Source organism: Nocardioides ginsengisoli (assembly GCF_039537225.1).
GTDB classification, from domain to species: Bacteria; Actinomycetota; Actinomycetes; order Propionibacteriales; family Nocardioidaceae; genus Nocardioides; species Nocardioides ginsengisoli.
This window is the reverse complement of sequence record NZ_BAABAC010000005.1, coordinates 322473-346993: the sequence shown is the minus strand read 5'-3', so window position 1 is coordinate 346993 and position 24521 is coordinate 322473. Positions and strand designations below refer to the sequence as shown.

Annotated in this window: 19 protein-coding genes; 12 read left to right on the top strand and 7 right to left on the bottom strand. The window is 70.8% G+C overall.

Annotation, left to right across the window (positions count from 1 at the left end; translation table 11 throughout):
- Positions 1-29 precede the first annotated feature (29 nt).
- Both AB4880_RS03285 and AB4880_RS03280 read right to left on the bottom strand, forming a co-directional pair.
- Positions 30-1184, bottom strand: a complete 1155-nt coding sequence (locus AB4880_RS03285) for an acyl-CoA dehydrogenase family protein (RefSeq protein WP_367917767.1) — start codon at positions 1182-1184, stop codon at positions 30-32.
- 26 nt (positions 1185-1210) lie between these two features.
- Positions 1211-2788, bottom strand: coding sequence for an AMP-binding protein (locus AB4880_RS03280; RefSeq protein ID WP_367917766.1), 1578 nt, complete (start codon positions 2786-2788; stop codon positions 1211-1213).
- 261 nt (positions 2789-3049) lie between these two features.
- Between AB4880_RS03280 and AB4880_RS03275 the strand changes: the two genes are divergently transcribed.
- From AB4880_RS03275 to AB4880_RS03255, 5 genes are all read left to right on the top strand, one after another.
- Positions 3050-4297 carry a cytochrome P450 gene (locus AB4880_RS03275; RefSeq protein WP_367917765.1) on the top strand — a complete coding sequence of 416 codons (1248 nt, stop codon included), beginning with the start codon at positions 3050-3052 and terminating at the stop codon, positions 4295-4297.
- Between the two features lie 29 nt (positions 4298-4326).
- On the top strand, positions 4327-5220 hold the full coding sequence (locus tag AB4880_RS03270; protein WP_367917764.1) for an NAD(P)-dependent oxidoreductase: 894 nt from the start codon (positions 4327-4329) through the stop codon (positions 5218-5220).
- 115 nt (positions 5221-5335) lie between these two features.
- Positions 5336-6235, top strand: coding sequence for a Rossmann-fold NAD(P)-binding domain-containing protein (locus AB4880_RS03265; protein WP_367917763.1), 900 nt, complete (start codon positions 5336-5338; stop codon positions 6233-6235).
- Entirely contained in the window at positions 6232-6636 is a 405-nt protein-coding gene (locus AB4880_RS03260) for a cupin domain-containing protein (protein ID WP_367917762.1), read from the top strand. The genes AB4880_RS03265 and AB4880_RS03260 overlap by 4 nt, the downstream gene beginning before the upstream one ends.
- Positions 6637-6770: 134 nt before the next feature.
- Positions 6771-7880, top strand: coding sequence for an NDMA-dependent alcohol dehydrogenase (locus tag AB4880_RS03255; RefSeq protein WP_367917761.1), 1110 nt, complete (start codon positions 6771-6773; stop codon positions 7878-7880).
- A 344-nt stretch (positions 7881-8224) separates the two neighbouring features.
- On the opposite strand, the gene AB4880_RS03250 is transcribed toward AB4880_RS03255, so the two are convergent.
- Positions 8225-9016: a LuxR C-terminal-related transcriptional regulator gene (locus AB4880_RS03250; protein ID WP_367917760.1), complete on the bottom strand. Its 792-nt coding sequence runs from the start codon at positions 9014-9016 to the stop codon at positions 8225-8227.
- Positions 9017-9151: 135 nt separating this feature from the next.
- On the opposite strand from AB4880_RS03250, the gene AB4880_RS03245 reads away from it, so the two are divergent.
- Both AB4880_RS03245 and AB4880_RS03240 read left to right on the top strand, forming a co-directional pair.
- Positions 9152-11458 carry a LuxR C-terminal-related transcriptional regulator gene (locus tag AB4880_RS03245; protein WP_367917759.1) on the top strand — a complete coding sequence of 769 codons (2307 nt, stop codon included), beginning with the start codon at positions 9152-9154 and terminating at the stop codon, positions 11456-11458.
- Positions 11459-11544: 86 nt separating this feature from the next.
- On the top strand, positions 11545-12738 hold the full coding sequence (locus AB4880_RS03240; protein WP_367917758.1) for a saccharopine dehydrogenase family protein: 1194 nt from the start codon (positions 11545-11547) through the stop codon (positions 12736-12738).
- 69 nt (positions 12739-12807) lie between these two features.
- Here the strand turns inward: AB4880_RS03240 and AB4880_RS03235 are convergent, their stop codons facing one another.
- Together AB4880_RS03235 and AB4880_RS03230 are read right to left on the bottom strand one after the other, a co-directional pair.
- Positions 12808-13905, bottom strand: coding sequence for an acyl-CoA dehydrogenase family protein (locus AB4880_RS03235; protein WP_367917757.1), 1098 nt, complete (start codon positions 13903-13905; stop codon positions 12808-12810).
- Positions 13902-15086: an acyl-CoA dehydrogenase family protein gene (locus tag AB4880_RS03230; protein WP_367917756.1), complete on the bottom strand. Its 1185-nt coding sequence runs from the start codon at positions 15084-15086 to the stop codon at positions 13902-13904. The genes AB4880_RS03235 and AB4880_RS03230 overlap by 4 nt, the downstream gene beginning before the upstream one ends.
- 265 nt (positions 15087-15351) lie before the next feature.
- Here AB4880_RS03230 and AB4880_RS03225 point away from each other — a divergent pair, with 265 nt between their 5' ends.
- The 5 genes from AB4880_RS03225 (at position 15352) to AB4880_RS03205 (ending at position 22107) form a co-directional block, all read left to right on the top strand.
- Complete coding sequence (locus tag AB4880_RS03225; protein ID WP_367917755.1) at positions 15352-15759, top strand: RidA family protein; 408 nt, start codon at positions 15352-15354, stop codon at positions 15757-15759.
- Positions 15760-15936: 177 nt separating this feature from the next.
- On the top strand, positions 15937-17115 hold the full coding sequence (locus tag AB4880_RS03220; RefSeq protein WP_367917754.1) for a saccharopine dehydrogenase family protein: 1179 nt from the start codon (positions 15937-15939) through the stop codon (positions 17113-17115).
- A gap of 7 nt (positions 17116-17122) precedes the next feature.
- Positions 17123-18457 (top strand): flavin monoamine oxidase family protein, encoded by a 1335-nt coding sequence (locus AB4880_RS03215; RefSeq protein ID WP_367917753.1) that lies wholly within the window; start codon positions 17123-17125, stop codon positions 18455-18457.
- Positions 18454-19740, top strand: a complete 1287-nt coding sequence (locus AB4880_RS03210; protein ID WP_367917752.1) for a flavin monoamine oxidase family protein — start codon at positions 18454-18456, stop codon at positions 19738-19740. The genes AB4880_RS03215 and AB4880_RS03210 overlap by 4 nt, the downstream gene beginning before the upstream one ends.
- Before the next feature lie 75 nt (positions 19741-19815).
- On the top strand, positions 19816-22107 hold the full coding sequence (locus tag AB4880_RS03205) for an ATP-binding protein (RefSeq protein ID WP_367917751.1): 2292 nt from the start codon (positions 19816-19818) through the stop codon (positions 22105-22107).
- 6 nt (positions 22108-22113) lie between these two features.
- Here AB4880_RS03205 and AB4880_RS03200 read toward each other — a convergent pair whose 3' ends face one another.
- Both AB4880_RS03200 and AB4880_RS03195 read right to left on the bottom strand, forming a co-directional pair.
- Positions 22114-23685 (bottom strand): AMP-binding protein, encoded by a 1572-nt coding sequence (locus AB4880_RS03200; RefSeq protein ID WP_367917750.1) that lies wholly within the window; start codon positions 23683-23685, stop codon positions 22114-22116.
- Positions 23678-24370: a response regulator transcription factor gene (locus AB4880_RS03195; RefSeq protein WP_367917749.1), complete on the bottom strand. Its 693-nt coding sequence runs from the start codon at positions 24368-24370 to the stop codon at positions 23678-23680. Before AB4880_RS03195 ends, AB4880_RS03200 begins: the two co-directional genes overlap by 8 nt.
- Positions 24371-24521: the final 151 nt, after the last annotated feature.

Below are 24521 nucleotides of genomic sequence, written 5' to 3'. Positions count from 1 at the left end.
CCCGGGGCCTCTTCTGGTGCGCGCCAGGCTCAGAGACCCATGTCCTTCGCGATGATCGTCTTCATGATCTCCGAGGTGCCGCCGTAGATGCGGTTGACCCGGTTGTCGGCGTAGAGCCGGGCGATCGGGTACTCGTTCATGAAGCCATAGCCCCCGTGCAACTGGAGGCAACGGTCGATGACCCGGTGCGCGACCTCGGTGCAGAAGAGCTTCGCCGACGCTGCCTCGGCGGGCGTCAGCTCGCCGGCGTCGAGCGCCTCGAGCGTCCGGTCCACGACGGCCTGCGCCGCATCGACCTCCGCCTTGCAGGCGGCCAGCTCGAACTTGGTGTTCTGGAAGGACGCGACGCTCTTGCCGAAGACCGTCCGTTCCTGGACGTACTGCTGGGCGAAGCGGACTGCCGCGGCGGCCTGGGCGTAGGCCCCGGCCGCGATGCCCCAGCGCTCGGAGGCCAGGTTCTTGCCGAGGTAGGAGAAGCCCTGGTTCTCCTCGCCGAGCAGGTCCTCCACGGGGACCTTCACGTCGACGAACGAGAGCTCGGCGGTGTCCTCGACCCGCAGGCCGAGCTTGTCGAGCTTGCGACCCACGGTGTAGCCGGGCAGCGAGGTGTCGACCGCGAACAGCGAGAGCCCGAACCGGCGATCGTCATCGCGCGCCGGGCTGGTGCGCGCGGCGACGATCACCCGGTCGGCAAGCACGCCCCCGGTGATGAAGGTCTTCGCCCCGTTGAGGACGTAGTGCGTGCCGTCCTCGGAGAGCTTGGCGGTGGTGCGGATGCCGGCCAGGTCCGACCCGGTGCCGGGCTCGGTCATCGCCAGTGCCCACATCTCCTCGCCCGTCGCGAACTTGGGCAGGAAGCGCTTGCGTTGCTCGTCGTCGGCCAGCATGAGGACGTAGGGCAGCGCCAGCAGCACGTGCACGTTGGTGCCGAGCGTGACGCCGGCGCGGGTGCTCTCCTCGTACTGGACGAGCAGGAACTTGTGGCTGTCGATGCCCGCCCCGCCGAACTCCTCGGGGATGGTGATGCCGAACAGCCCCAGCTCGCCCATCTTCGTGTAGAGCTCGCGTGGCACGATGCCGGCGGCGAACCACTCGTCGGTGTGGGGCACGACCTCGGCCTCGATGAACGAGCGGAGGGTCTGGCGGAAGGACTCGTGGTCCTCGTTGAACACAGTACGGCGCATGGCTGTCTTTCCTGGATGGGATGCGGTCAGGCCCGGACGCGACCGCGGTCGCCGGCCTCGGCGTCCCACGCCGCCGCCGACAGGCCGCGGGTGCGGACCAGGTCCTTGTTGACCCGCTCGGTCGGGGTCTTGGGCAGGGAGTCGACGACCTCGATATAGCGAGGAACCGCGAAGCGCGGCAGGTCGGCGGTCAAGAACCGATGAAGCTCCTGGGGGTCGATCGTGTGGCCCTCCTTGGGCACCACGAGCGCCGCGACGTCCTCCTCGCCCAGCGCGGACGGGACGCCGATCGCAGCGGCGGTCAGCACGTCGTCGTGGCGGCACATGGCCATCTCGACCTCCCAGGCGGAGACGTTCTCTCCCCGCCGGCGGATCGAGTCCTTGAGCCGACCGATGTAGTAGAGGAAGCCGTCCTCGTCCGCCTTCATCCGGTCACCGGTGTGGAACCAGAGGTTCCGCCAGGCGGCGATCGTCGCCTCCGGCTTGGCCCAGTAGCCCGCCATCATGATGTTCGGGACCTTGGGGCGGACCACGAGCTCGCCGACCTCGCCGACCGGCACGGGCCGATCGTCGGCGTCGACCAGGAGCGCCTCGATCTCGTCGACCGGCTTGCCGATCGACCCGACGCGGCGGTCGTCGAGGCTGTTCATCGTCATGCCCAGCGCCTCGGTCATGCCGTACATCTCCAGCAAGGTGACGCCGAAGCGCTCCTCGAAGGCCTCGTGGATCGCCGCCGGCGCTGCGCCACCGAGGCCGATCACCGCCGGGTTGTCGGCGTCGTCGGCCTTGGGCTCGGCGCCCCAGAGCAGCGACAGCATCGTGCCGAGGTAGGCGAAGTAGGTCGCGTCGGCGGCACGGACGTCGTCCCAGAAGCTGCTCACGCTGAACCTGCGGGCGAGTGCGACGCGGCCCCCGGCAATGAGGGCGGCGACCACGTACGACCGGGCGTCGGAGTGGAAGAGCGGCTCGGGTGTGTAGACGGTCTGACCGGGCTGCATGCCCATCGACCGCATGCCGATGGAGGCCCACGCGACGTGGTACCTCTGCGGCAGCAGCACGCCCTTGGAGGGCCCCGTGGTGCCGGAGGTGTAGATCATCGTGGCGATCTCGTCCTCACGCGGCAGCGGGACCTCCGCGTCCCTCCCGAGCGCCAGGACCTCGTCGTAGGTGTGGTGCGGGACGTCCTCGCCGCACGGAGCGACGTCCTCGTCGGGGTCCACCACGATGACGACCTGCGGCGGAGCCGGCATCACGGCGGCGACCTGCCGCAGATACTCCGGCTGACCGATGAGCACGCGCGGCGCGCAGTCGCTGACCAGGTACTGGAGGTGCGCGCCCTTGGCCTCGCTGTTGATCGGTACGTCGATGACACCGGCGGCGTTGACGCCGAGCCAGGTCGAAACGGCCTCGAACCGGTTGTCCATCACGATGACGGCGCGGTCGCCGCGCTCCAGCCCGAGAGCCGTCAGGCCCGCGGCGAACCCGCGGACGGCGTCATGGAGCTCCGAACGGGTGTAGTCGCGACCGTCGACCAACAGGACCGGCGCGTCGGGCGACTGGGCGGCCTGGTCCTGCAGCCGGGAGTAGACGGTCTCGTTACCCATGGATCTCAATCCTCACGTCAAGGATGCACATGGGCGCCATGCAAACGCACCCTGTGGGTCGGGGCGCGATCGCCGCCCGCGAAGCCACCCGGTTGGGGGACTCACGCGGACGAGAGCCGGACGGCCGCCTTAACACACGTTTAGCATCCGGCGCCAGCGAGGGGATCCCCCATCCGGGCGTCGCTGTTGTCCACGTCACGCGGCGGGCCCGGTCAGCGACCTACGTTCGCGGCGTCGCACGAGCCCTGACGTGGAGGAAACATGACTTCGATCAACGACGACGGCTTCACCATCGCCGACCCCGCGCTGTGGGTCGACGGCCCGCCGCACGCGACCTTCGAGGAGATGCGCGGCAAGTGCCCGGTGCACCGCTCCCCCGGCGTCCCCGGCGTCCCCGAGGCCCGGGGGTTCTGGTCGATCACCCGCGCGGAGGACATCGCGAAGGTCAGCCGCGACTGGAAGACCTTCAGCTCCCACCGCGACGGCGCGACCGACCTGACGTGGGACGGCATGCCCGAGGACCTCAAGGAGCAGTCCAAGCTGGACATGATCAACCTCGATCCGCCGCGGCACGACCGGCTCAAGCAGCTCTTCCTCGCGGGCTTCACCCAGGAGCGCATCGCCGCCGAGGAGCACGCGGTCCTCGAGGCGGTCACCAACGTCCTCGACCGGCTCGACGGCCAGGAGACGTGCGACCTCGTCAACGACATCTCCAAGCCGATCGTCGCGCGGGTGATCCACGGCTTCATGGGCATCCCCGAGGAGGACGACGCCCGTTGGATCCACAACATGAGCCGCTACATCGCCCTCGACGACCCGCACTACAACCCGGGTGGCCTCGAGGAGTGGATCAACGTGTTCATCCCCGACCTGATGGAGCAGTGCTTCGCCCTGCTCGAGGAGCGGAAGGCCGACCTCGGCGACGACCTGATCAGCATCCTGATCGAGGCCGAGGTCGAGGGCGACAAGCTCAGCGACGAGGAGATCATCGCGGGCATGCTGCTGCTCTTCGCAGCCGGCAACGACTCCACCATGGCGACCTTCACCAGCGCGATGATCGCGCTGATGCAGAACCCCGAGGAGCGCCGGAAGGTGCTCGACGACCTGTCGCTGGTGCCGAGCGCCGTCGAGGAGGCGCTGCGGATGTTCCCCGCGTTCACCCTGATGCGTCGTACGGCGACCAAGGACGTCGAGCTCAACGGAGCCGAGATCAAGGAGGGTGACTCGGTCGTCCTGTGGTACCCGTCCGCCAACCGCGACGAGTCCAAGTACGACGACCCGCACCGGTTCGACGTGACCCGCAACCCCGAGCACCAGGCCTTCGGCGCCGGCGGCCGCCACTTCTGCCTCGGCAACGCGCTGGCCCGCCTCGAGCTGCGGGTCATGCTCCAGGAGACGCTGTCGCGCTACCCGCAGATGGAGATCGCCGGCGACGCGCCGTTCGCCGAGTCCTACTTCGTCAACCAGCGCCTCACCCTGCCGGTCCGCCTCGGCCCCCGCGCGTCCTGACCCCCAACCACGGAACAGAAAGCGAACGCATGTCTGACACCACCGCAGGAACCAAGACGTACGACGTGGCCGTGCTCGGCTGTGGCCTGATGGGCGCCGCACTGGCCCGCAACTTCGCCGCGCAGGGCCTCAGGACGGCTGCCTGGAACCGGTCGCCGGACAAGGCCGAGGCGCTCGCGCCCGACGGCGTGACCCCGGTCCGCGACATCGCCGACGCCGTGCGCGACGCCAGGCTCGTGGTCGCCTGCACCTCGACGTACGGCACGACCAAGACCTCGCTCGAGGGCACCACCGACTGGGCGGGCACGACGCTGGTCAACATCGGCACGGGCACCCCCGGCGAGGCCGAGGACATGCAGGCCTGGGCGACCGCCCGCGGTGCGCGCTACCTCGACGGCGCGATCCTCTGCTACCCGCAGCAGGTGGGCACCGGGGAGGGCATGATCCTCTACTCCGGATCGCCGGAGGCCTGGGCCGAGCACGAGCAGGTCCTGATGACGCCGGGTCCCTACTCGGCGCTCGTCTCGGACAACGTCAAGGCGGCCAGCGTCCTGGACGCCGCGGTCGTCGGTGGCTTCTACTCGGCCGCGTTGAACGCGTACGTCGAGGCCGCGACCTACGCCTTCTCCCAGGGCATCGACCCGGAGACCCTCAACGCGATCAGCGAGATGACGTTCCAGGTCATCGCCGCGACCGGCAAGGAGTGCGTGGCCGCGATCGCGAGCGACCAGCACGAGACCGACACGGCCTATCTCGGCACCTACGCCGACGGGTGCCGCGCGACGCTCGGCGTCATGCAGGAGGCGGGCTTCAAGGCGCGCCTGCTGGAGGCGGCCGTGGCGAACCTGACCGAGGCGCAGGAGGCCGGGCTGGGCGGCCTGGGCTTCTCGGCGCTCACGAAGGTGACCCGCACGAGCGTCTGAGCGTCACGTCGAGGCTCCGAGAACACCGAGCCCCGGACCGCCGACCCACCCACCTGGGGGGTCTTGCGCTCGCGATCTCGCGGCGCACGGGCGGTCCGGGGCTCTACTCGACTCCATGGGAAAGACTCTGATCCTCGGCGCCACCGGAAACCTGGGCGGTCTCACTGCCGCCCACCTGCATCGGAGCGACCCGCAGTCGCTGCGGGTCGCGACCAGTCGAGAGGCCGGCCTGCGCCGCCTCGACCGCCGGTTCCCCGATGCCGAGGCCGTCGTGTGCGACTGGAACGTCGAGGCCAGCCTGGTCGAGGCGATGGACGGCGTCAGCAAGGTGCTGGTCGTGACCCCCGACATCGTCACCGACGAGTCCGTCGTCACCCCCAACGTCATCCGTGCCGCCCGGGAGGCGGGCACGGTCGAGCTGCTCGTGCGCCTGCTGGGGATGCCACCGGGCTTCACGCTCGAGCAGGCCGACCCGGCGTACGTCGCGGCGCGCTGCGGCGCCGGCCTGCACGTCGTCGCCAAGCCGCTCCTCGACGCCAGCGGCCTCCCTGTCTGCTACGTCAACGCCCCTGCGTGGATCATGTTCAACCTCCCGTCCTTCGTGGCGACGGACGTCAAGGCCAACCGCCGCATCGCGATGCCGGCGAGCACCGACTGCCCCCGCATGTGGGTGTCGGAGGGTGACATCGCCGAGATCCTGGCGAAGGTCCTGTCGGCGGACCCGGCCCAGCACGTCGGGCAGGAGTACGTGCTCACCTCGCCCGACCGGCATGACTACGCCGGTCTCGCGGAGGTGTTCACCGACGTCCTCGGCGAGACCGTCACCTACGTCGACGACGACCAGCCGCTGCGCGAGGCGATGGGGGCGTCCTTCGACCAGCTGATGACCTATCTCAGCCACGAGACCGGGTCGTACGCCGGAGTCCGGCATGTCGACACCATCACCCGGATGCTCGGCCGGCCGGCGGAGACGCTGGCCGACTACATCACCGCCCACAAGGAGTACTTCCAGTGACCACGATCCACCCCGTCCCCGCCCGGCGCGACCACATCGAGGGCAGGAACCTCCGGCCGATGCCGATGTGGCCGGCCGAGATGATGCCGCGTCCGATCGCGAGCAACCGCAACGCCGTCTGGTACGCCGGCGAGGACATCACGACCTGCGTCTACGAGTCCGACGACGGCTCGGTCGCCTTCACCGACCTGCCCTACGACGAGCACGTGCACATCCTCAGCGGCACCGCGATCCTGACCTCGACCGACGGGCGGGTCGACACCTACGGCCCCGGCGACTGGTTCCTGGCGCCCAAGGGCTGGTCCGGCACCTGGGAGATGACCGGCGGCTATCGCGAGCTCATCGTCTTCCACACCGCCTCACTCCTCGCCGCCGCCGAGACGTGGGGAATCGACGGCTGAGCCTGGGCCGAGCGTCCTCGCGAGCCCGAGTCCCCCAGCCGGGTGTGCGCCGTCGGGGAACCGGGTCACGGCGGGCGCACCGTCCTACTTTCGACGGGAGCCTCGCCCGAAGACCACTCAGACAAGGAACGCACATGAAGACGACTGCAGCCGTTTTGACCGAGGTCGGCAAGCCGTTCGAGATCGTCGAGCTGGAGCTCGACGGCCCGCAGGAGGGCGAGGTCCTCGTCCGCTATGTCGCGGCCGGCCTGTGCCACTCCGACCTGCACCTCATGAAGGGCGACTTCCCGTCCCGTCTCCCGATCGTCGGAGGCCACGAGGGAGCCGGCGTCGTCGAGGAGGTCGGCCCGGGCGTGACGAAGGTGAAGCCCGGCGACCACGTCCTGGTCAGCTTCATCCCCAGCTGCGGGGAGTGCCGCTGGTGCCGCACCGGTCACCAGAACCTCTGCGACCTGGGCGAGTTCCTGCTCGACGGCCAGCTGCCGGACGGCACCTTCCGGTTCCGCCTGGGCGACGAGGACGCCGGCGGCATGTGCTCCGTCGGGTCCTTCTCGCAGTACGGCACCCTCTCCCAGCACTCGGTGATCAAGGTCGACGAGTCGCACCCGCTGGAGAAGGCCGTGCTGGCCTCGTGCGGCGTCCCGACCGGCTGGGGCACCGCCGTGAACGCGGCTGGCGTCTCGGTCGGGGACACGGCCGTCATCTACGGCGCCGGGGGCGTCGGCATCAACGCCGTGCAGGGCGCGGCGGCGGCGGGGGCGAAGTACGTCGTCGTGGTCGACCCGGTCGAGTTCAAGCGCGACACGGCCCTGGCGCTGGGCGCGACCCACGCCTTCGCCGACGCGGACACCGCGTTCGAGGCGGTCTGGGAGATGACCCACGGCCAGGGCGCCGAGCGGGCGATGGTGATCACGGGCGACGTCAGCCCCGAGGTCGTCACGCAGGCGTTCAACGTCGTCGGCAAGGCCGGCACGATCGCCATCACGGCGATGGGCCCGTGGGACGACCTGAGCGTGCAGCTCCCGGCGGCTCAGCTCGCCATGTACCAGAAGACGGTCAAGGGCTGCATCTTCGGCCAGTTCAACCCGCAGTACGACGTGCCGAGGTTGCTCGGTCTCTATCAGAGCGGCCTCCTCAAGCTCGACGAGCTGGTGACCCAGGAGTACAAGCTGGAGGACGTCAACCAGGGCTACGAGGACCTCCTCGCCGGCAAGCTCATCCGGGGCGTCATCCGCTTCGACTGAGCCTCCACCAGACCCGGCGCGGTGCGGGCGTCCCGAGGCCCCGCACCGCGCCGTTCCCAGCTCTCAGGCCGATCGCTCGTCCACCGAACCGGCGCCCGGAGACGACGAAGGCCTCGCCCGATGCGGGCGAGGCCTCCGTGTGGTCGGAGAGGGTGGGCCGTCAGGAGGGCGACCGATCGTCGGCGTCGCACGCGCCTCGACGGTCCGCGACGGCGGTGCCGCCGCGCGGACGCGCAGCCCGAAGCGCCCGACTCAGGGCGAGGAGATCCTCGACGACGTCTGCGCCGAGCGCCTCCACCGGTTCCGGTCGTGCCTGCTGCCCCCGAGGGGAGCCGGTCGCCAGGTCAGCCATCCGAGCGCGACCTTCCGGGAGCGACGAGCAGGCCGAGCTCCTGGGCGCGACTCGCGGCCTGGGCACGGTTGCGCACGCCGAGCTTCCGGTAGACGGCGCTGGTGTGCTGCTTGACGGTGTGGCGGGAGAGATTCAGGGTGTCCGCGACCTCGGGGTTCGACATGCCCGACGCGACGTGCTGGAGGATGTCGAGCTCGCGCGGGGAGAGCTGGACGGGGGATGGCCCCGAGTCCTTCGGGAAGACTCGGCCGCCTTCGGCGACCCGCTGCAGCGCCATGGCGATCGCGGCGCGGGGCATCTGCTTGGACAGCGAGGCGACGGCACCGTGCACGAGGGCGAGAGCCGCGGACACGCGGCCTTCGCCGGACATGAGGACGACCCGGACGTGGGGCATGCGCTCCCTGAAGGCACGACAGAGGTCCAGCGCACTGCGCCCGCCGAGGGAGGTGCTGACGAGGACGAGCTGGGGGTGGTGGCGTTGGGCGACGTGCCACGCGGCTTCGGCGTTCGCGGCGACCAGACAGGACGCCACCCACGGCTCCTCGGTGAGGACGGCGCAGAGGCCGGCCTGGACGAGTTCGTGCTCGTCGACGATGAGGATGCGCTGCAGCTGGCAGCGGTCCTCCCTGACCGCCTTCAGCGACTCACGGGACTGCGCGACACGTCGGGGGTCAGCGATAGGGGAATGGTGCTCGGGTGCCAGCAAGGTCATGGCGCGGTCTCCTCGTGATCGCCCGCCGTTCAGGCGGAGTTCGCTCAGACAAGAGACTTCCGCGAGCGGCATCGGCGAGCACCCGGGGAACTACCCGTCCGCCTACGCGTACTACCCGTGCGGCACCCCCGTCCGGCCATTGCCCCTCGCCCCGCGCCGGCGGCGCTACGATCACGAGAGCACTCCACCGACGTACCTGAGGCCCCGATGACGACACGGTCCGCGACCCGGCCGACAGGCGTGCCGGCAGACCTCACCAGCTTCGTGGGGCGCCGGCAGGACATGTCCGCCGTGCGCCAGCTCTTCGCCGACGCCCGCCTCGTCACCCTCACGGGCATCGGCGGCGTCGGCAAGACCCGCCTGGCCTACCGCGTCTCCAACGAGATGCGGCGAGCCTTCGCCGACGGCGTGTGCGTGGTCGAGCTGGCCTCACTCGAGGACCCGGCGCTTCTCCCGTACACCGTTCTGGACGCCCTCGCCATCCGCGATCAGTCCGCCGGCTCCGCGACCGAGATCCTCGCCGACCGCCTCCAGGAGCAGCAGGTCCTCCTCGTCCTGGACAACTGCGAGCACCTGATCGAGGAGGTGGCGACGCTCGCCGACGCACTGCTGCGCGCCGCACCCGACGTCAAGATCCTGACCACCAGCCGCCAGGCCCTGCGCATCGCGGGCGAGCACGTCTACCCGGTGGCTCCCCTGCCGGTCCCCGACCCCGCTGCCCCGCTGACGCCGGGCACCGCGAGCCAGTACCCCGCGGTCACGCTGCTCGCCGAGCGGACCGCCGCGATCGTGCCCGGCTTCCGACTGACGCCGGACAACGAGGCCGCCATCGCCCGCCTGTGCCACCAGCTCGAGGGCATCCCGCTCGCCATCGAGCTGGCCTCGGTGCGGCTGCGCCTCCTCACCGTCGACGAGCTGGTCGACCGGCTCGGCGACCGCTTCGAGCTGCTTCGGGAGGGCGGACGCAACCTGCCCGCACGACACCAGACCCTCCAGGCGCTCATCGACTGGAGCTACGACCTGTGCACGCCTGCCGAGCAGAGACTCTGGGCCCGCTCCTCGGTCTTCGCCGGCGGCTTCAGTGCCCGCGCCCTGGCGAAGGTGTGTGCGGACGACCGTCTTCGGGAGACCGAGCTGCTGGACACCCTGTCCGGCCTCCTCGACAAGTCGATCTTCATCCGGGAGGAGCAGGCGGGGCAGGTCCGGTTCCGGATGCTCGAGACCCTGCGCTCCTACGGCCAGGTCCGCCTCGCCGAAGCGGGCGGGGACACCGACCTCTCCCAGCGACACTGCGACTGGTGCCTCGAGCTCGTCGAGCAGGCCGGCGAGGAATGGGTCGGGCCGAAGCAGGAGGAATGGACCGGCATCCTCCAGCTCGAGCACGCCAACCTGCGCCGGGCACTCGAGTACTGCTGCTCCGACCCGGGCCAGGCGCGAGCGGGCATGCGACTGGCCGGAGTTCCGTGGTTCTGGGGCGGGGTCGCCCACCTCACCGAAGGACGTCACTGGCTCGAGCGGCTCCTGAGCCTCGATCCCGAGCCGAGTCGCGAACGTGCCTGGGCCCTCGCCACCACCGCCTACATCGCCGCCTTCCAGGGCGACCAGGCCACCGTGGAGGCGATGGCCGAGGAAGCGCACCAGATCGGACTGCAGCTCGCCGACACGGCCACCCTGGCCTACTCGACGCATGTGCTCGGCATGCTGCACACGTTGAGCGACGACCCGGGGAGTGCCATTCCCTACTTCATCGAGGCACGGCAGGGCTATGCGCACAGCAGCGTCAGCCCCCAGTACGCCGACAGCCTCGGCATCGAGCTCGCGGGGGCGTACATCTTCACGGACCAGTTGGACGAGGCGAGCCAGGTCGTCGCCGAGCTGCTCGACCAGTGCGTTGCCAACGGCGACCGCTGGAACCACTCCTACGCGCTGTGGGGACGCGGGTTCATCCACCTGCTGCGCGATGAGCTCGACCTCGCCTCCGCAGATCTGGGCGAGGCGCTGCGCATCAAGCGCTCGCTGGGTGACACCTTCGGGATCGCCCTGGTCCTGGAGCTCCTCGCCTGGACGGCTGCGACCGCCGGGGACGCCCGGCGGGCCGCCGTCCTCTTCGGCGGCGTGGAGAGGTTCTGGAAGTCCTCGGGGGCGCACATGTTCGCCGCCCGGCGGCACAGCTATCAGGAGAGCATCCGGGACGCCTTGGGCGTCACGGCGTACGACGAGGCGATCACCCGCGGTCACGCCATGCCCCAGGAGGAGATCCTCGCGTTCGCCCTGGGCGAGAGCCCCAGCACCTCGGCAGGGACGGCCCCGAAGACGACGAGCACGCTCACGCCGCGCCAGCGCGAGGTCGCCGAGATGGTGGCGGCAGGGATGTCGAACAAGGAGATCGCGGCCCGGCTGGTGATCTCGCAGCGCACCGCCGAAGGCCACGTCGAGGGCATCCTGACCAAGCTCGGCTTCAAGACGCGCGCGCAGATCGCCAGCTGGATCGCCCAGCAGTCGCCGTCCGGCTGACTCGGCGCCACCGCGCGATCCCCCACCTGGGCGTAGCGCCACCGGCGCGGCCACCTCCGGCGCGCGGAACGTCTCACGATGCCCCCATGACGACGATGAGGAAGAACGAGCCCACGCGTGTTCTCGTGACCGGCGGAGCCGGTGAGATGGGCGCGTACGCGTGCCGCATCCTGGCCGGGGCCGAGGAGATCGCACAGGTAGTGGTCGCTGACCGCGACGGCGAGAAGGCCGGCAAGCTGGTCGCCGACATCGGTGCCAAGGCGACCGCGCTCCAGCTGGACATCTCCGACGCCGAGGCCTTGGCCTCGGCTCTGGCCGACGTCGACATCGTGCTCAACTGCGCCGGACCCTTCTACCGCTTCGGTCGTGAGGTGCTGAGCGCCGCGATCGCCGCCGGCACCGACTACCTCGACATCTGCGACGACTGGGAGCCGACGCTCGAGATGCTCGAGCTCGACGAGGCCGCCCGCGAGGCCGGTGTCACCGCCGTCATCGGCATGGGTGCGAGCCCGGGCACCAGCAACCTGCTGGCCGTGCTCGCGATGGACGAATGCGACACGGTCGAGAAGGTCTACACCTCGTGGCGTGCGTCCGCGGCCCACTTCCCGAAGGCCACCGAGGGCAAGGAGTTCGCCGACGCCACCGCCGCCATCGAGCACTGGGTGCACAACTGCACCGAGCCGATCAAGTTCTGGCGCGACGGCGGCCTGGTCGACGGCTACGGCCTCGAGGAGATGACCCTGACCTACCCCGGCGTCGGCACCGACCCGGTGTGGGTCTGCGGCCACCCGGAGCCGCTCACCCTCCCCCGGGTTCGCCCGGAGGTGCGGGAGTCGCTCAACGTGATGAGCGCCCGCCGCGGTCTCATGGAGGCGATCACCGCGATCGCCCTGCGCGTCCGTGCGGGCGAGCTCGACGTCCGCCAGGCCTCGGAGGCGCTGCTGCGCTCGGAGAACGTCGCGGGCCGGGGCGCGGGGCCGTCGCCCTCACTGCCGAGCAACATCTTCGCGATCGCGGAGGGCACCAAGGGCGGCAGACGGATCCGGGTCGGCGCCCAGGCCATCGTCCAGCCCGAGGGCAACATGGGCGAGATGACCGGCATCCCGCTGGCCGTCGCCGCGCTGATGTCCGCGCGTGGCCAGGTCGCCAAGCCGGGAGTCCACGGCCCGGAGGGCGCCATCGATCCGAAGCTCTTCTTCCAGGAGCTCGCCCAGTACGCCGAGGAGCCGCCCAGCGCCGACACCCCGGTCTACGAGGTCGTCTCCGAGCTCATCGACTGACCACAGAGCGCCGCGCACACGGCCCCACCATCCGAGCGGATGGTGGGGCCGTGCTGCTGCCGGGTGTCTTCAGGATGCGCCCTGGAGGCCGACGAGGCCGGCGAGCCGAGCGCGATGGGCGCCCGCCGTGCCGAGTGCGATCTGGTCCGCCTTCGCGCGCTTCAGGTAGAGGTGGGCCGGGTGCTCCCAGGTCATGCCGATACCCGCGTGCAGCTGGATCGCCTCCTCCGCCGCTGCCACGGCGAGGTCGCTGCAGAATGCCTGGGCGACGCTTGCGGCCACCACCCGGTCGCCGTCGCCCGCAGCCAGCGTCGCCGCGGCGTACCGTGCGGCGGCCGTCGCGGACTCGACGCCCGCAGCGAGGTCCGCGAGCCGATGCTTGATCGCCTGGAAGCCGCCGACGACCCGGCCGAACTGCCGGCGGACCTTGAGGTAGGCCACCGTGGTGTCAAGACACCACTGCGCGACACCGACCTGCTCCGATGCGAGGAGCGCCGCTCCGGCGTCGAGGGCGGCACGCGCCGCGCCCTCCGCGTCGGCCAGGACGAGGGTCCCTTCCGCCCCCTCCAGCCTGACATCGGCGACCTGCCGGGTCATGTCGAGGGACACGACGGGCGTGATCGTCGCGTCTGCTGCCGCCACGGCGTACGCCGCCACGCGGCCCGTCTCCCGGGTCAGGACGATCAGGACGTCGGCCTCGAGCGCGCCGGCGACACTCGGCACGGAGCCGGTCAGTCGGCCGTCCGCCAGTTCGACGGTGGTGAGCTCGGCATCGGGGGCCGTCGACAGCGGGACGACCACCGCCGCGGTGCGTTCGCCGCTCGCCAGCCCGGCCAGGAGATCGTCGGCGTCCGCGTGGACGAGGAGGGTGGTGGCGACGACCGCACTGGTCAGGAAGGGAACCGGCGCGGCCGTGCGCCCGAGCTCCTCGAGGACCACCGCGGCCTCGCGGGCCGAGGCTCCGGCGCCGCCGTGGTGCTCGGGCACGAGCAGTCCGGCCAGGCCGAGATCGACGCCCAGCGTCTTCCAGAGCCCGTCGACCGTCGAGCGGTCCCCGTCGTACAGGGCAGTCACGGCGCCCGGGTCGCACTGGTCCCGGAGCAGTCCGCGGACCGTCGAGCGAAGGTCGTCCTCGATCTCGGTCGAGAGCAGGTTGAGGTCGCTCACTTGGCGAGCTCCTTCCAGGGGATGTCCTTGTCGGCGCGGGGCTCGGGCGGCAGGCCGAGAACGCGCTCGGCGAGGATGTTGCGAAGGATCTCCGAGGTTCCGCCCTCGATGGAGTTGCCCTTCGCTCGCAGGTAGCGGAACCCCGCGTCGCGGCCGGTGAGATCGACCTTGTCGGGACGGACGAGGGTCCAGTCGGAGTAGCGCAAGCCCTCATGGCCGAGCAGCTCGAGCTCGAGACCGGAGAGCTGCTGAGCGATCCGGGCGAAGGAGAGCTTGAGCGCGGCCGCCTCGGCGCCCGGCTGTCCCTGCGCCAGCTTCTGGCCCGCGCGCACGCCGGTGACCCGAGCCACCTCGGCATCCACCCAGAGCCGCAGCAGCCGGTCGTGCAGGTCAGGAGTCCGCAGCTCCGGACGCTCGCGCCAGGTCCGGGCGACGGCCCCGATCATGCCGGCCTCGCGTTCGGCGGCCTTGCCCCCGATGGCGACGCGCTCGTTGTTGAGCGTGGCCGTCGCGACCGCCCAGCCCTGACCCACGGCACCGAGTCGCGCACTGTCGGCGATGCGCACATCGGTGAGGAAGACCTCGTTGAACTCGGCCTCGCCGGTGATCTGCCGCAGGGGCCGGACCTCGACGCCCGGATCGGCCATGTCGCAGAGGAAGTAGCTGAGTCCCGCATGCTTGGGGGCGTCGATGTCGGTCCGGGCCAGGAGGATGGCGAAGCGCGCGTTGTGGGCACTGGAGGTCCAGACCTTCTGGCCGTTGACCACCCACGCGTCGCCGTCACGCACGGCGCGCGTCGCGACGTTGGCGAGATCGGAGCCGGCGCCGGGCTCACTGAAGAGCTGGCACCAGATCTCCTCTCCTGTCCAGAGCGGGCGGAGGTACCGGCGCTTCTGCTCCTCGGTGCCGAAGGCGAGGATCGTCGGCGCGGCCATGCCCAGTCCGATCACGTTGACATTGCGCTTGTTGTCAGGCGCGCCGGCCTCGTCGAACACGCGGTCCACGTCGTGCTGCCAGGCACGGGGCAAGGCCAACCCGCCGTGTCCTTCGGGGAAGGAGACCCACGCCAGTCCGGCGTCGTAGCGGGCACGCAGGAACTCCTGCGGGTCGGAGGTCGCGGGGTCGCGCGCGGCGAGGAACTCCTCGACCCGTCGTCGCAGACCCTGCTGGTCGATTCTCATCGTGCGGTGCCTTCCGTGCACAGGGGCGAGGGCGTCGCGCAGCGGGAGGCGCGCGCACCAGGACTGAGCAGCTGCTCAGCGGTGAGCGTCGACCGGTCCCCCACCCCCGTCAAGGGATCGGCAGGCAGGATCACCCGGCTGGGCAGGGTCTCTCCGCCGGGAGATGTTCGGCGCCCGTGAGGCGACCGTCACCGTCATCCCCCAGGCGGGCCGTTGTGGTGACGCATCCGCGGCTCCGAATCGGCGAGCACCCGACGCTGGGCCCATGACGATTCAGAAGATGTGGCCGGACACCATGCCGCCGACCCACGGCTGGCCGCAGGTCACGGTGGCGACCGGCTCCAAGCTGGTCTTCACCTCGGGCCAGGTCGCTCAGGACACCGACGAGAAGATGGTCGCCGGCCCGGACGACTACGAGGGGCAGACCTACCAGTCGATGATCAACGGCTACGCGGGAATCGCCGCCGCGGGCGGCACGCCCCGTGACGTCGTCCGGCTGATGATCTACGTGGTCGACCCGACGCCGGAGAACCTCGAGCAGGCCTACGCCGGCTTCGGCCGTGCACTCGCCGACGTCGGCGCCAAGCCGTCCGGCATGACCCTCATCGGCGTCAGCGGCCTCTCCGACCCCACGCACAAGGTCGAGATCGACATGACGGCGGTCCTGGACTGACATCTCCTCCGCAGCCCTCTCGGACGCCCCGCTCCTCTCGGATCGGGGCGTCCGCGGCGTCCGGGAGCCGGACACGACCGACGGCTCTCCGCCCGCCCACGCGACGCGATCCCCCGACCGGGCTACGCGCACGCCCCGTCCACCGCCGGGCCGACTCCGCGACGCCACGATGTCGCCATGACGAACACTGAGCCCCACCAGGCCGCGACCCGGCGCATCCTCGTCACCGGTGGAGCCGGAGAGATGGCCGCGTACGCCTGCCGCGCCCTCGCCAAGGCCGACGAGGTCGAGCACCTCGTCGTGGCCGACCGCGACCTGGACCGGGCCGAGCGACTCGCTGCCGAGCTCGGGCCGAAGGCGGTGCCGATGGACCTGGACATCTCCGATGCCGAAGCGCTCAGCCAGGCCCTCGCCGACGTCGACATCGTCTTGAACTGCGCGGGTCCGTTCTACCGCTTCGGGCGCGAGGTGCTCAGCGCCGCCATCTCGACCCGGACCCACTACCTCGACATCTGCGACGACTGGGAGCCGACGCTCGAGATGCTCGAGCTCGATGACGCCGCCCGAGCGGCCGGGATCACCGCCGTCATCGGGATGGGAGCCAGCCCGGGGACGAGCAACCTCCTCGCCATGCTGGCCATGAACCAGTGCGACACGGTCGACCGTGTCGTCACCGGCTGGCGTGCCGGCGCCCTCCCCTACCCCGCCGAGGGCGAGGAGCCTCAGACCAATGCCGCGCTGGAGCACTGGGTGCACAACTGCACGGAGCCGATCAAGATCTGGCGCGGTGGTCAGCTCGTCGACGCCTTCGCGCTCGAGGAGATCACCGTCTCGTACCCGGGGGTCGGCGAGGGTCCCGTCTGGGTCTGCGGCCACCCCGAACCGTTGACGCTCCCGCGCGTGCGCCCCGAGGTGCAGGAGTCCCTCAACCTGATGGTCGCGCGCCGTGGCCTGATGGAGGGCATGCAGCGGGTAGCAGCCCGGGTGCGCACCGGCGAGCTCGACGTCACCGGTGCCTCGAAGCAGATCCTGCTCGAGCCCGGTACGGGCGGCTCCGAGGCGGGTCCCTCCCCGGTGCTTCCCAACCTGTTCGCGATCGCCGAGGGCGCCAGGGACGGCAAGGCGGTGAGAGTCGGCACCCAGCCGATCGTCCTGCCCAACGCCAACATGGGCGAGATGACCGGCTACCCGCTGGCCATCGCGACCCTCATGATGGTCCGCGGTCTCGTCGACGCGCCCGGCGTCCACGGCCCCGAGGGGGCTATCGACCCGGAGACCTACTTCCACGAGCTGTCGCTCCTCGTCGAGGACCGACCGTCCGGCCCCGTCTTCGAGCTGGTCACCGAAGAGCTCTGACCGACCCATGGACCGGAAGCATCGAGACCCCGAGACCGTCATCGTGGTCGGCGCCGGCCTGGCCGGGTTGACCGCCGCATGTGCACTGGCCGCGGCCGGCGCCGACGTCACGGTGCTCGAGGCCCGCGACCGGGTCGGAGGTCGTACCTTCAGCGTGCGCGACGGCTTCGCCGACGGTCAGCACGGCGAGCTGGGGGCCGAGCTGGTCACCGTCGACTACACCGCGCTCACCACCCTGTGCGCCGACGTGGGCGTCGCCCTGACCGAACCGGTCTGGATCGAGCGACCGGACACGCACGACGACGAGACTCCACTCGAGGGATACCTCGCCGAAGGGCGGATCGTCGTCGGCGGCGAGCTGCTCACCGACTCGCGCTTCGCCGCGGTCGACGACGAGGTCCGGGTCGCGCTTCGCGACACGCCGCCCGCGGCGCACGAGGTCATGGAGCAGTGGACCCGGCGAGCGGGCCTGTCCGCACTCGCCCGCGGCGCGATCGCGGGAATCGGCAGGATGCCCGTGCAATACGACCCGTTCCAGATCGACACGCACTACCTCACCACCGCGCACACGGGCGCGGTCCGGCGCATCGCGGGTGGGGCCCAGCGACTTGCCGAGGCACTGGCCCGTGGGCTCGACGTACGGTTGGAGTCGCCGGTCCACACGGTGCGGCAGGCCGGTGGAGGCGTTCTCGTCGGCCTCGAGGACGGCAGCCGGTTGCACGCGCGACAGGTGGTCGTGGCCGTCCCCGCGTTCGTGCTGCCGACGATCGGCTTCGACCCCCCGTTGCCGGCCACGCTGGTGGGCGCCCTGACCTCGCTGCAGCGGGCGTCGGGCGGAAAGGTCGTCGCACAGTACGCCGAGGGCGACCTCGTGCGAGCGGCGCTGAGCCAGCCCGTCTTCGCCGACGGCCCGGTCAACACTGCGTGGGTCAGCAACCACGACGTCACCGGCGGACCGGCCGTGGTGAGCGGGTTCGTCTGCGGCACGCAGCGGCACGTGATCGAGTCGGACGAGACGGCTTTCGCCGCCCTCGACGAGGTGGTCCGCCTGGCGGTCGGCCACGACGTCACCCGTCTGGCGGGACACCGCAAGAGCTGGACCGCGGATCCCTGGGCGCTCGGCATGGGAGTGACCGCCCACCAGTCGGCGCGGAGCAGTCTGGTCGCACAGTTCGCGACCCCGGAGCGGCGGGTGCACTTCGCGGGAGACCATACCGAGGTCGAGCTCGCCGGAACCATGGAGAGCGCCGTCCGCTCCGGCCTGCGGGCCGCCGACGAGGTCTGCCGCCTCCCTGGTCGCTTGTCCCTCGATGAGATCAACACGAAACTGGTGCGCGCATGAGCACGATTGTCGTCGGGGCCGGCCTGGCTGGACTCACGGCTGCCCGCAGGTTGCACGACGGGGGTGACGACGTCGTCGTACTCGAAGCACAGCCGCACGTGGGCGGCCGCACCCGGACGCTTCGTGAGCGCCTGCAGTATGGGCAGGTGGCGGACCTCGGCGCATCCTGGATCGACATCGGCCAGGACAAGCTGCTGGAGTACTGCGCGCAGTTCGGCATCGCCATCACGCCCCAGGTCGCCCTCTTCCCCACCGAGCCCGATGGCCGCCTGTGCGCGGCCTCGCCGCTGCGGGCGACCCTGATGGTGGGCGACCGGCGGCTGCCTGACGAGGAGCGCGACACCGTCGCAGACGAGGTGCGTGCGGCTCTGGCCACCGTCCCTCCGCTCCCCACGGAGCCGGTCCAGGCCTGGGCCTCCCGGGCGGGCCTCTCCCCCCTCGCCCACCGGGTCTTCTGCTCGCAGAGCGGCTACAACCCGGTGCACGAGCCCTCGCAGATCCCGATGTCCATGTTCGAGCCCCCGCACGTCGGTCGGGCCTGCTGGATGATGGCCGACGGCACCGACTCCCTGGCCCAGGCCATCGGGACCGGGCTGGACGTACGCCTGGAACAGCCGGTCCGGCTGGTCCGTCGCGGGCGCGGTGGTCTGGTCGTGGAGACCGACACCGACCGCTTCACCGCCCGCGACGTCGTCGTCGCCACGCCGGTGACCCCGACCCTGCGGATCGGGTTCGACCCGGTACTGCCGCCGTGGAAGATCGACGCCCTCCTGGCCACGCCCATGACTCAGGGGGGCAAGGTCATCGGCCAGTACGACCACGGAGCCGAGATCACCCGCGCGTTCGGACTGTCCGCGATGAGTGACGGCCCCATCTCCCTCGCCTGGACACGCCCGGTCGGTCCCGACGACAGTGTGGTGGTCCTCGGGCTGCTGGCCGACCGTGGCGACGGCGTCCTGCGTGACGAGGAGCGCTGCCTCGACGCGCTCGATCGGTTCGTCGCCGCGGCCACCGGTCTCCGGCCGGCCCGGCTTGCCGGTCTGGTCCAGGACTGGACCCAGGAGCAGTACGCCGGGGGCGTCGTCTCGGTGCTGCTCGGCGACTTTCCCCGACTACCCAGCCTGCTCGCCCAGAGCGTGGGACCGGTGCACTTCGCGGGCGAGCACACCGCCGAGATGTGGGCGACCGGCATGGATGGTGCCCTGCGCTCCGGCGAGCGCGCGGCCGACGACGTGCTGCGCCGCCGTCGGGTACGGAGCCGCGGACCGGCCCCCCGACCGTAGACTCGTAGGACAGCACTCGACGTCCCAGCACGAAGGAATCCCGTGGTCTCAGCACCGGCGAGATCGGCCCCCGCCGTGCCTGCCGACCTGACCAGCTTCGTCGGCCGCCGCCACGACCTCGTCGCGGTCCGGCAGCTCTTCGAGTCGGCGCGGCTGGTGACGCTCACGGGCATGGGCGGCGTGGGCAAGACCCGGCTGGCACTCCAGTCGGCCCTCGACATGCAGCGCGCCTTCCCCGATGGGACCTACGTCGTCGAGCTGGCATCACTCACCGACCCCGACCTGCTGGCGCAGACGGTTCGCGATGCGCTCAGAATCCGGGAGCAGCCCTCGAGTGGCCCGCTCGCCGCGCTGGAGGAGTTCGTCGGCGAACGCTCCATGTTGCTCGTCCTGGACAACTGCGAGCACCTTGTCGACGCGACCGCCGACCTCGCCGACCACCTGCTCCGGCGCGCACCGCAGCTGAAGGTGCTGGTCACGAGCCGGCAGGCCTTGCGGATCGTGGGCGAGCACCTCTACCCGGTCGCTCCCCTGCTGACGCCCGATCCGGACGACACCCTGGCGCTCGGAAGGGCCGAGAAGTACCCGGCCGTGGCCCTCTTCGCCGACCGTGCCGCGGCGGTCGTGCCCGGCTTCGCGATCACCGCCGAGAACGCGCGGGCCGTCATCCGGCTCTGCCACCGCCTGGAGGGGATCCCGCTCGCCATCGAGCTCGCCTGCGTGCGTCTGCGGGCCTTGACCGTCACCGAGCTCGCCGGTCGGGTCGACGACCGGTTCGAGATGCTCCGCGAAGGCAGCCGCAACCTGCCGGCGCGCCACCAGACGCTCCAATCCCTGATCGACTGGAGCTATGACCTCTGCACGCCGGTCGAGCAGCGGCTGTGGGCCAGATCGTCCATCTTCATCGGCGGCTTCGGTACCGATGCCCTCGAGGCCGTCTGTGTCGACGAGCGGATCGGGACGGAGGCCGTTCTCGACACTGTGGCACGGCTGGTCGACAAGTCAGTTCTGATCCGCGAGGAGCAGGCCGGCCACATCCGGTTCCGCATGCTCGAGACCCTCCGGGAGTACGGCCGCTCCCGGCTCGCCGACTCGCCGGACGCCGCCGCCATCCCGCGCCGGCACCGGGACTGGTGCGCCGGGCTCATCGCCACGGCGGAGCTCGAGTGGTCGGGCCCGCGTCAAGAGGAGTGGGCCCACCGGCTGCAGCGCGAGCACGCCAACATACGCCAGGCCCTCGAGTACTGCATGACGACGCCGGGCGAGGCCAGAGTCGGCCTCGTGATGGCCTCGGTGCCCTGGTTCTGGGGAGCCATGGACCACCTGACGGAGGCCCGCCTGTGGCTGGACCGCGGTCTGGCGCAGCACGACGACCGCTCGATCGAGAGCGCCTGGGCCTATGCGACGGCGGCCTATATCGCCGGCTTCCAGGGCGACGCCTCGATCATGTCGACGTACGCCGAGCTCGCCTACGAGATCGGCATCGAGGTCGATGACGTCCGGGTGCTCGGCTTCGCCAACCACGTCAGGGGCTTCGTGCGGAGCCTCGGCACCGAGGCGGACCTGCCCGGTGCGATCCCCTTGTTCGACGAGGCCCTCGCCCAGTACGCCGCGTGCGGCCTGCCGCAGCAATACGCCGAGAGCCTCAAGGTCGAGATGGGGGCGACCTTGATCATGCTCGGCGACCACGACCGAGCCACCGCCATCGCGAACGAGCTGCACGACCGCTGTTCGCGGGTCGGCGAGCGCTGGAACCTGTCCTACGCCTTGTGGCTCCGCGGCCTGCTCGCCCTCATCCACGACGACGACCCTGCGACGGCCGAGCGCGAGATGCTGGCCTCCCTGCGGATCAAGCGGGTCTTCAACGACACCCTGGGTCTCGGGCTGACCCTCGAGATCCTCGCATGGGTCGCCGCAGTCACGGGCGAGGCCGACCGCGCCGCGCGCCTGTTCGGAGCCACCGACCAGATCTGGCGCACCCTGGGCACGCGGCAGCTGCGCGGCTACCGCCGGCGCTACGAGGCGATGGTGCGCAAGCAGCTCGGCGACGCCCGCTTCGAGACAGCGTGCGCGCAGGGTCGCCCGCTCGACGTCGACGAGGTGTTCGCCCTCGCACTTCGCGATCCCATCGAGCACGACCTTCCCGAGCCGGTCGCCCGGACGGGTGGACTGACCACACGCGAGCTCCAGGTGGCGCGCCTCGTGGCCGACGGCATGTCGAACAAGGAGATCGCGGCCCGCCTGGTGATCTCCTTGCGCACCGCCGAGGGACACGTCGTGCGCATCCTCACCAAGCTGGGCTTCAAGTCCCGCTCGCAGATCGCTACCTGGGTCGCGGAGCAGACCACCCCGCGCGGACGCACCTGACCCGACTCAACGCCGGCCGAGCGCCTGGTTGCCGTCCCAGGCTGCAGCGGTGATCCCTCGCTCACGCACCTTGCCCTTCTCGATCCGCTCCGACGGCGTCTTCGGCAGGCTGTCGACCACCTCCACATAGCGAGGCACGGCGAACCGCGGCAGGTCGCGCGCCGCGAAGGCGACGAGCTCGGCCGGATCGATGTCCTGACCGTCCATCGCCACGACCAGGACGGCGACGTCCTCCTCGCCCACCTCGGAGGCGACACCGATCGCCGCCACCTCGCGGACGTGCGGATGCGCGCTCAGCGCCTGCTCGACCTCCCACGCGGAGATGTTCTCGCCCCGCCGTCGGATGGAGTCCTTCTTCCGCCCGATGTACTCGAGGCCGTCGGGGTGCTGGCGCATCAGGTCGCCGGTATGGAACCAGAGGTTGGCCCACGCCTCCACGGTGGCCTCGGGCTTCGCCCAGTAGCCCTGCATCATCGCGAAGGGCTCCCGCGGCCGGTAGACCAGCTCGCCGACCTGCCCCGGCGCCACCGGATCGTCACCGTCGCTGACGAGGCGCACCTCCACCTCGGGGATCGCGTGACCGACCCGTCCCGGCACCGTCTTGCCGGCGGGGGCCGAGGTCAGCAGCACGCACTCGGTCATCCCGTAGGCCTCGATCACGTCCACGCCGAAGCGCTTCTCGAAGTCGTGCAGGATCTCGCCCGGCGTCGACGAGCAGATCGCCAGCCGCGCCGGCAGGTCGGCGTCATCGGCTCGCGGCGGCTCCTTGAACAGCATCCAGACCATGGTGCCGATCGTGGAGAAGATCGTCGCCCGCTCCGCACGCACCTGGTCCCAGAACGCGGAGACGCTGAACCGCCGGCCGACCACGATGGTCCCGCCCGCCGACCAGGCGGTGGCCAGGAACGCACGCGCGTCGATGTGGAAGAGGGGCTGCACGCACAGCACCACGTCGTCGGCCCGGACCTCCATCAGCCGTGCCGCGTGGTCGCCCTTCGCCGGGTAGTAGCGCTGCGGGAGCATGACGCCCTTGGACGGACCGGTCGTGCCCGACGTGTACATGATCGTGGCGGTGTCGTCGGCCCGCGGCTCCGGCAGCTCCTCCGTGCCTCCGGCGCCGAGCGCGACCAGCTCGTCGAAGGTCAGCTGCTTCGCCCGCGCACCGAACGGCGCCGTTCTCGCACTGCCGATCAGCACGACGTACTCGGGATCGTCCGTGACCGCCTCGGCCAGCACCTGCAGATAGTCCTCGGTGCCGATCAGCACGCGGGGTGCGGCGTCCTGCACGAAGTAGGCCAGGAGGCGTCCGCGCGCCTCCGCGTTGAACGGGACGTCGATCGCGCGCGCCGCGTTGATGCCCAGCCACGTGAAGAGGGTCTCGGGACGGTTGTCGCACATGAGGCCGACCCGGTCGCCGGGGTCGACACCGAGCGCCCGGAGGCCGCGTGCGACAGCCTCGACCTCGTCCAGGGTCTGACGCCGCGAGTAGGAACGGCCACCGATCCGCAGGCACTCCCGGTCGGGATCCTGCCGGGCGGCGACGCGGAGCAGGGCGAGAACGCTGTCGTGGTCAGGCATGTGCCAGTCCCAGCTCGCGCGTCTGCCAGCCGATCAGGCCGAGCTCCTGCGCGCGGCTCGCCGCTTCCGCACGGTTCCGCACGCCGAGCTTGCGGTAGACCGCGCTGGTGTGCTGCTTGATCGTGTGCCGGGACAGCTTCAGACGCGCGGCGGTCTCGGGATTGCTCATCCCGGAGGAGAGGTGCACCAGCACCTCCATCTCGCGGCTCGACAGCTTCACGTGATGGGCTGCCTGCCCCTTGGGAAAGACCCGGCCACCTTCGGCGACGTGCTTGATCGCCATCACGATCGCTCCCGGCGCGAGCAGCTTGGAGAGCGCGGCAACAGTGCCCAAGGACGCGGCCAGCGCCGCCGGCACTCGTCCGTCCCCGAACATCAGCACCACCTTGATGTGCGGCACCTGCTCGCGCAGCGTGCGGCAGAGGTCCGGTCCGGCCCAGCCGCCCAAGGTGGTACTGACCAGCACGATCTGCGGGTGGTGCCGGCGGACGACCTGCATCGCGTCCTCGGCGGTGTCCGCCACCAGACACGACCCGACCCACGGCGCCTCCGCAAGGATGGCGCGCAGACCCGCCGCGACCAGCTTGTGCTCCTCGACCACGAGCACACGCTGCAGCGGGATCGAGTCCTCGTCCGGATCGGGCCTCCGCACGGCTCCGGTCTTCCTGAGTTCCATCACGGTCATCGCAGCACCTCTTCGATCATGTTCGCCGGGCGTCCGCCTTGCTCCTTCGACACTGCTGGGTGAACGCTCGGTCAGCACGCGTGGAACTACCTGTTTCCGCTACTCAGGACCGTGCGCGTCGCCTCGCGCACACGCACGAGGGCCGGGCCCC

What these genes read in the sequence shown, in the direction of transcription:
- AB4880_RS03285 (WP_367917767.1), bottom strand. Translation starts at nt 1,184, where the DNA reads ATGCGCCGTACTGTGTTCAACGAGGACCACGAGTCCTTCCGCCAGACC.
- AB4880_RS03280 (WP_367917766.1), bottom strand. Translation starts at nt 2,788, where the DNA reads ATGGGTAACGAGACCGTCTACTCCCGGCTGCAGGACCAGGCCGCCCAG.
- AB4880_RS03275 (WP_367917765.1), top strand. Translation starts at nt 3,050, where the DNA reads ATGACTTCGATCAACGACGACGGCTTCACCATCGCCGACCCCGCGCTG.
- AB4880_RS03270 (WP_367917764.1), top strand. Translation starts at nt 4,327, where the DNA reads ATGTCTGACACCACCGCAGGAACCAAGACGTACGACGTGGCCGTGCTC.
- AB4880_RS03265 (WP_367917763.1), top strand. Translation starts at nt 5,336, where the DNA reads ATGGGAAAGACTCTGATCCTCGGCGCCACCGGAAACCTGGGCGGTCTC.
- AB4880_RS03255 (WP_367917761.1), top strand. Translation starts at nt 6,771, where the DNA reads ATGAAGACGACTGCAGCCGTTTTGACCGAGGTCGGCAAGCCGTTCGAG.
- AB4880_RS03250 (WP_367917760.1), bottom strand. Translation starts at nt 9,016, where the DNA reads ATGCCGCTCGCGGAAGTCTCTTGTCTGAGCGAACTCCGCCTGAACGGC.
- AB4880_RS03245 (WP_367917759.1), top strand. Translation starts at nt 9,152, where the DNA reads ATGACGACACGGTCCGCGACCCGGCCGACAGGCGTGCCGGCAGACCTC.
- AB4880_RS03240 (WP_367917758.1), top strand. Translation starts at nt 11,545, where the DNA reads ATGACGACGATGAGGAAGAACGAGCCCACGCGTGTTCTCGTGACCGGC.
- AB4880_RS03230 (WP_367917756.1), bottom strand. Translation starts at nt 15,086, where the DNA reads ATGAGAATCGACCAGCAGGGTCTGCGACGACGGGTCGAGGAGTTCCTC.
- AB4880_RS03225 (WP_367917755.1), top strand. Translation starts at nt 15,352, where the DNA reads ATGACGATTCAGAAGATGTGGCCGGACACCATGCCGCCGACCCACGGC.
- AB4880_RS03220 (WP_367917754.1), top strand. Translation starts at nt 15,937, where the DNA reads ATGACGAACACTGAGCCCCACCAGGCCGCGACCCGGCGCATCCTCGTC.
- AB4880_RS03215 (WP_367917753.1), top strand. Translation starts at nt 17,123, where the DNA reads ATGGACCGGAAGCATCGAGACCCCGAGACCGTCATCGTGGTCGGCGCC.
- AB4880_RS03210 (WP_367917752.1), top strand. Translation starts at nt 18,454, where the DNA reads ATGAGCACGATTGTCGTCGGGGCCGGCCTGGCTGGACTCACGGCTGCC.
- AB4880_RS03200 (WP_367917750.1), bottom strand. Translation starts at nt 23,685, where the DNA reads ATGCCTGACCACGACAGCGTTCTCGCCCTGCTCCGCGTCGCCGCCCGG.
- AB4880_RS03195 (WP_367917749.1), bottom strand. Translation starts at nt 24,370, where the DNA reads ATGACCGTGATGGAACTCAGGAAGACCGGAGCCGTGCGGAGGCCCGAT.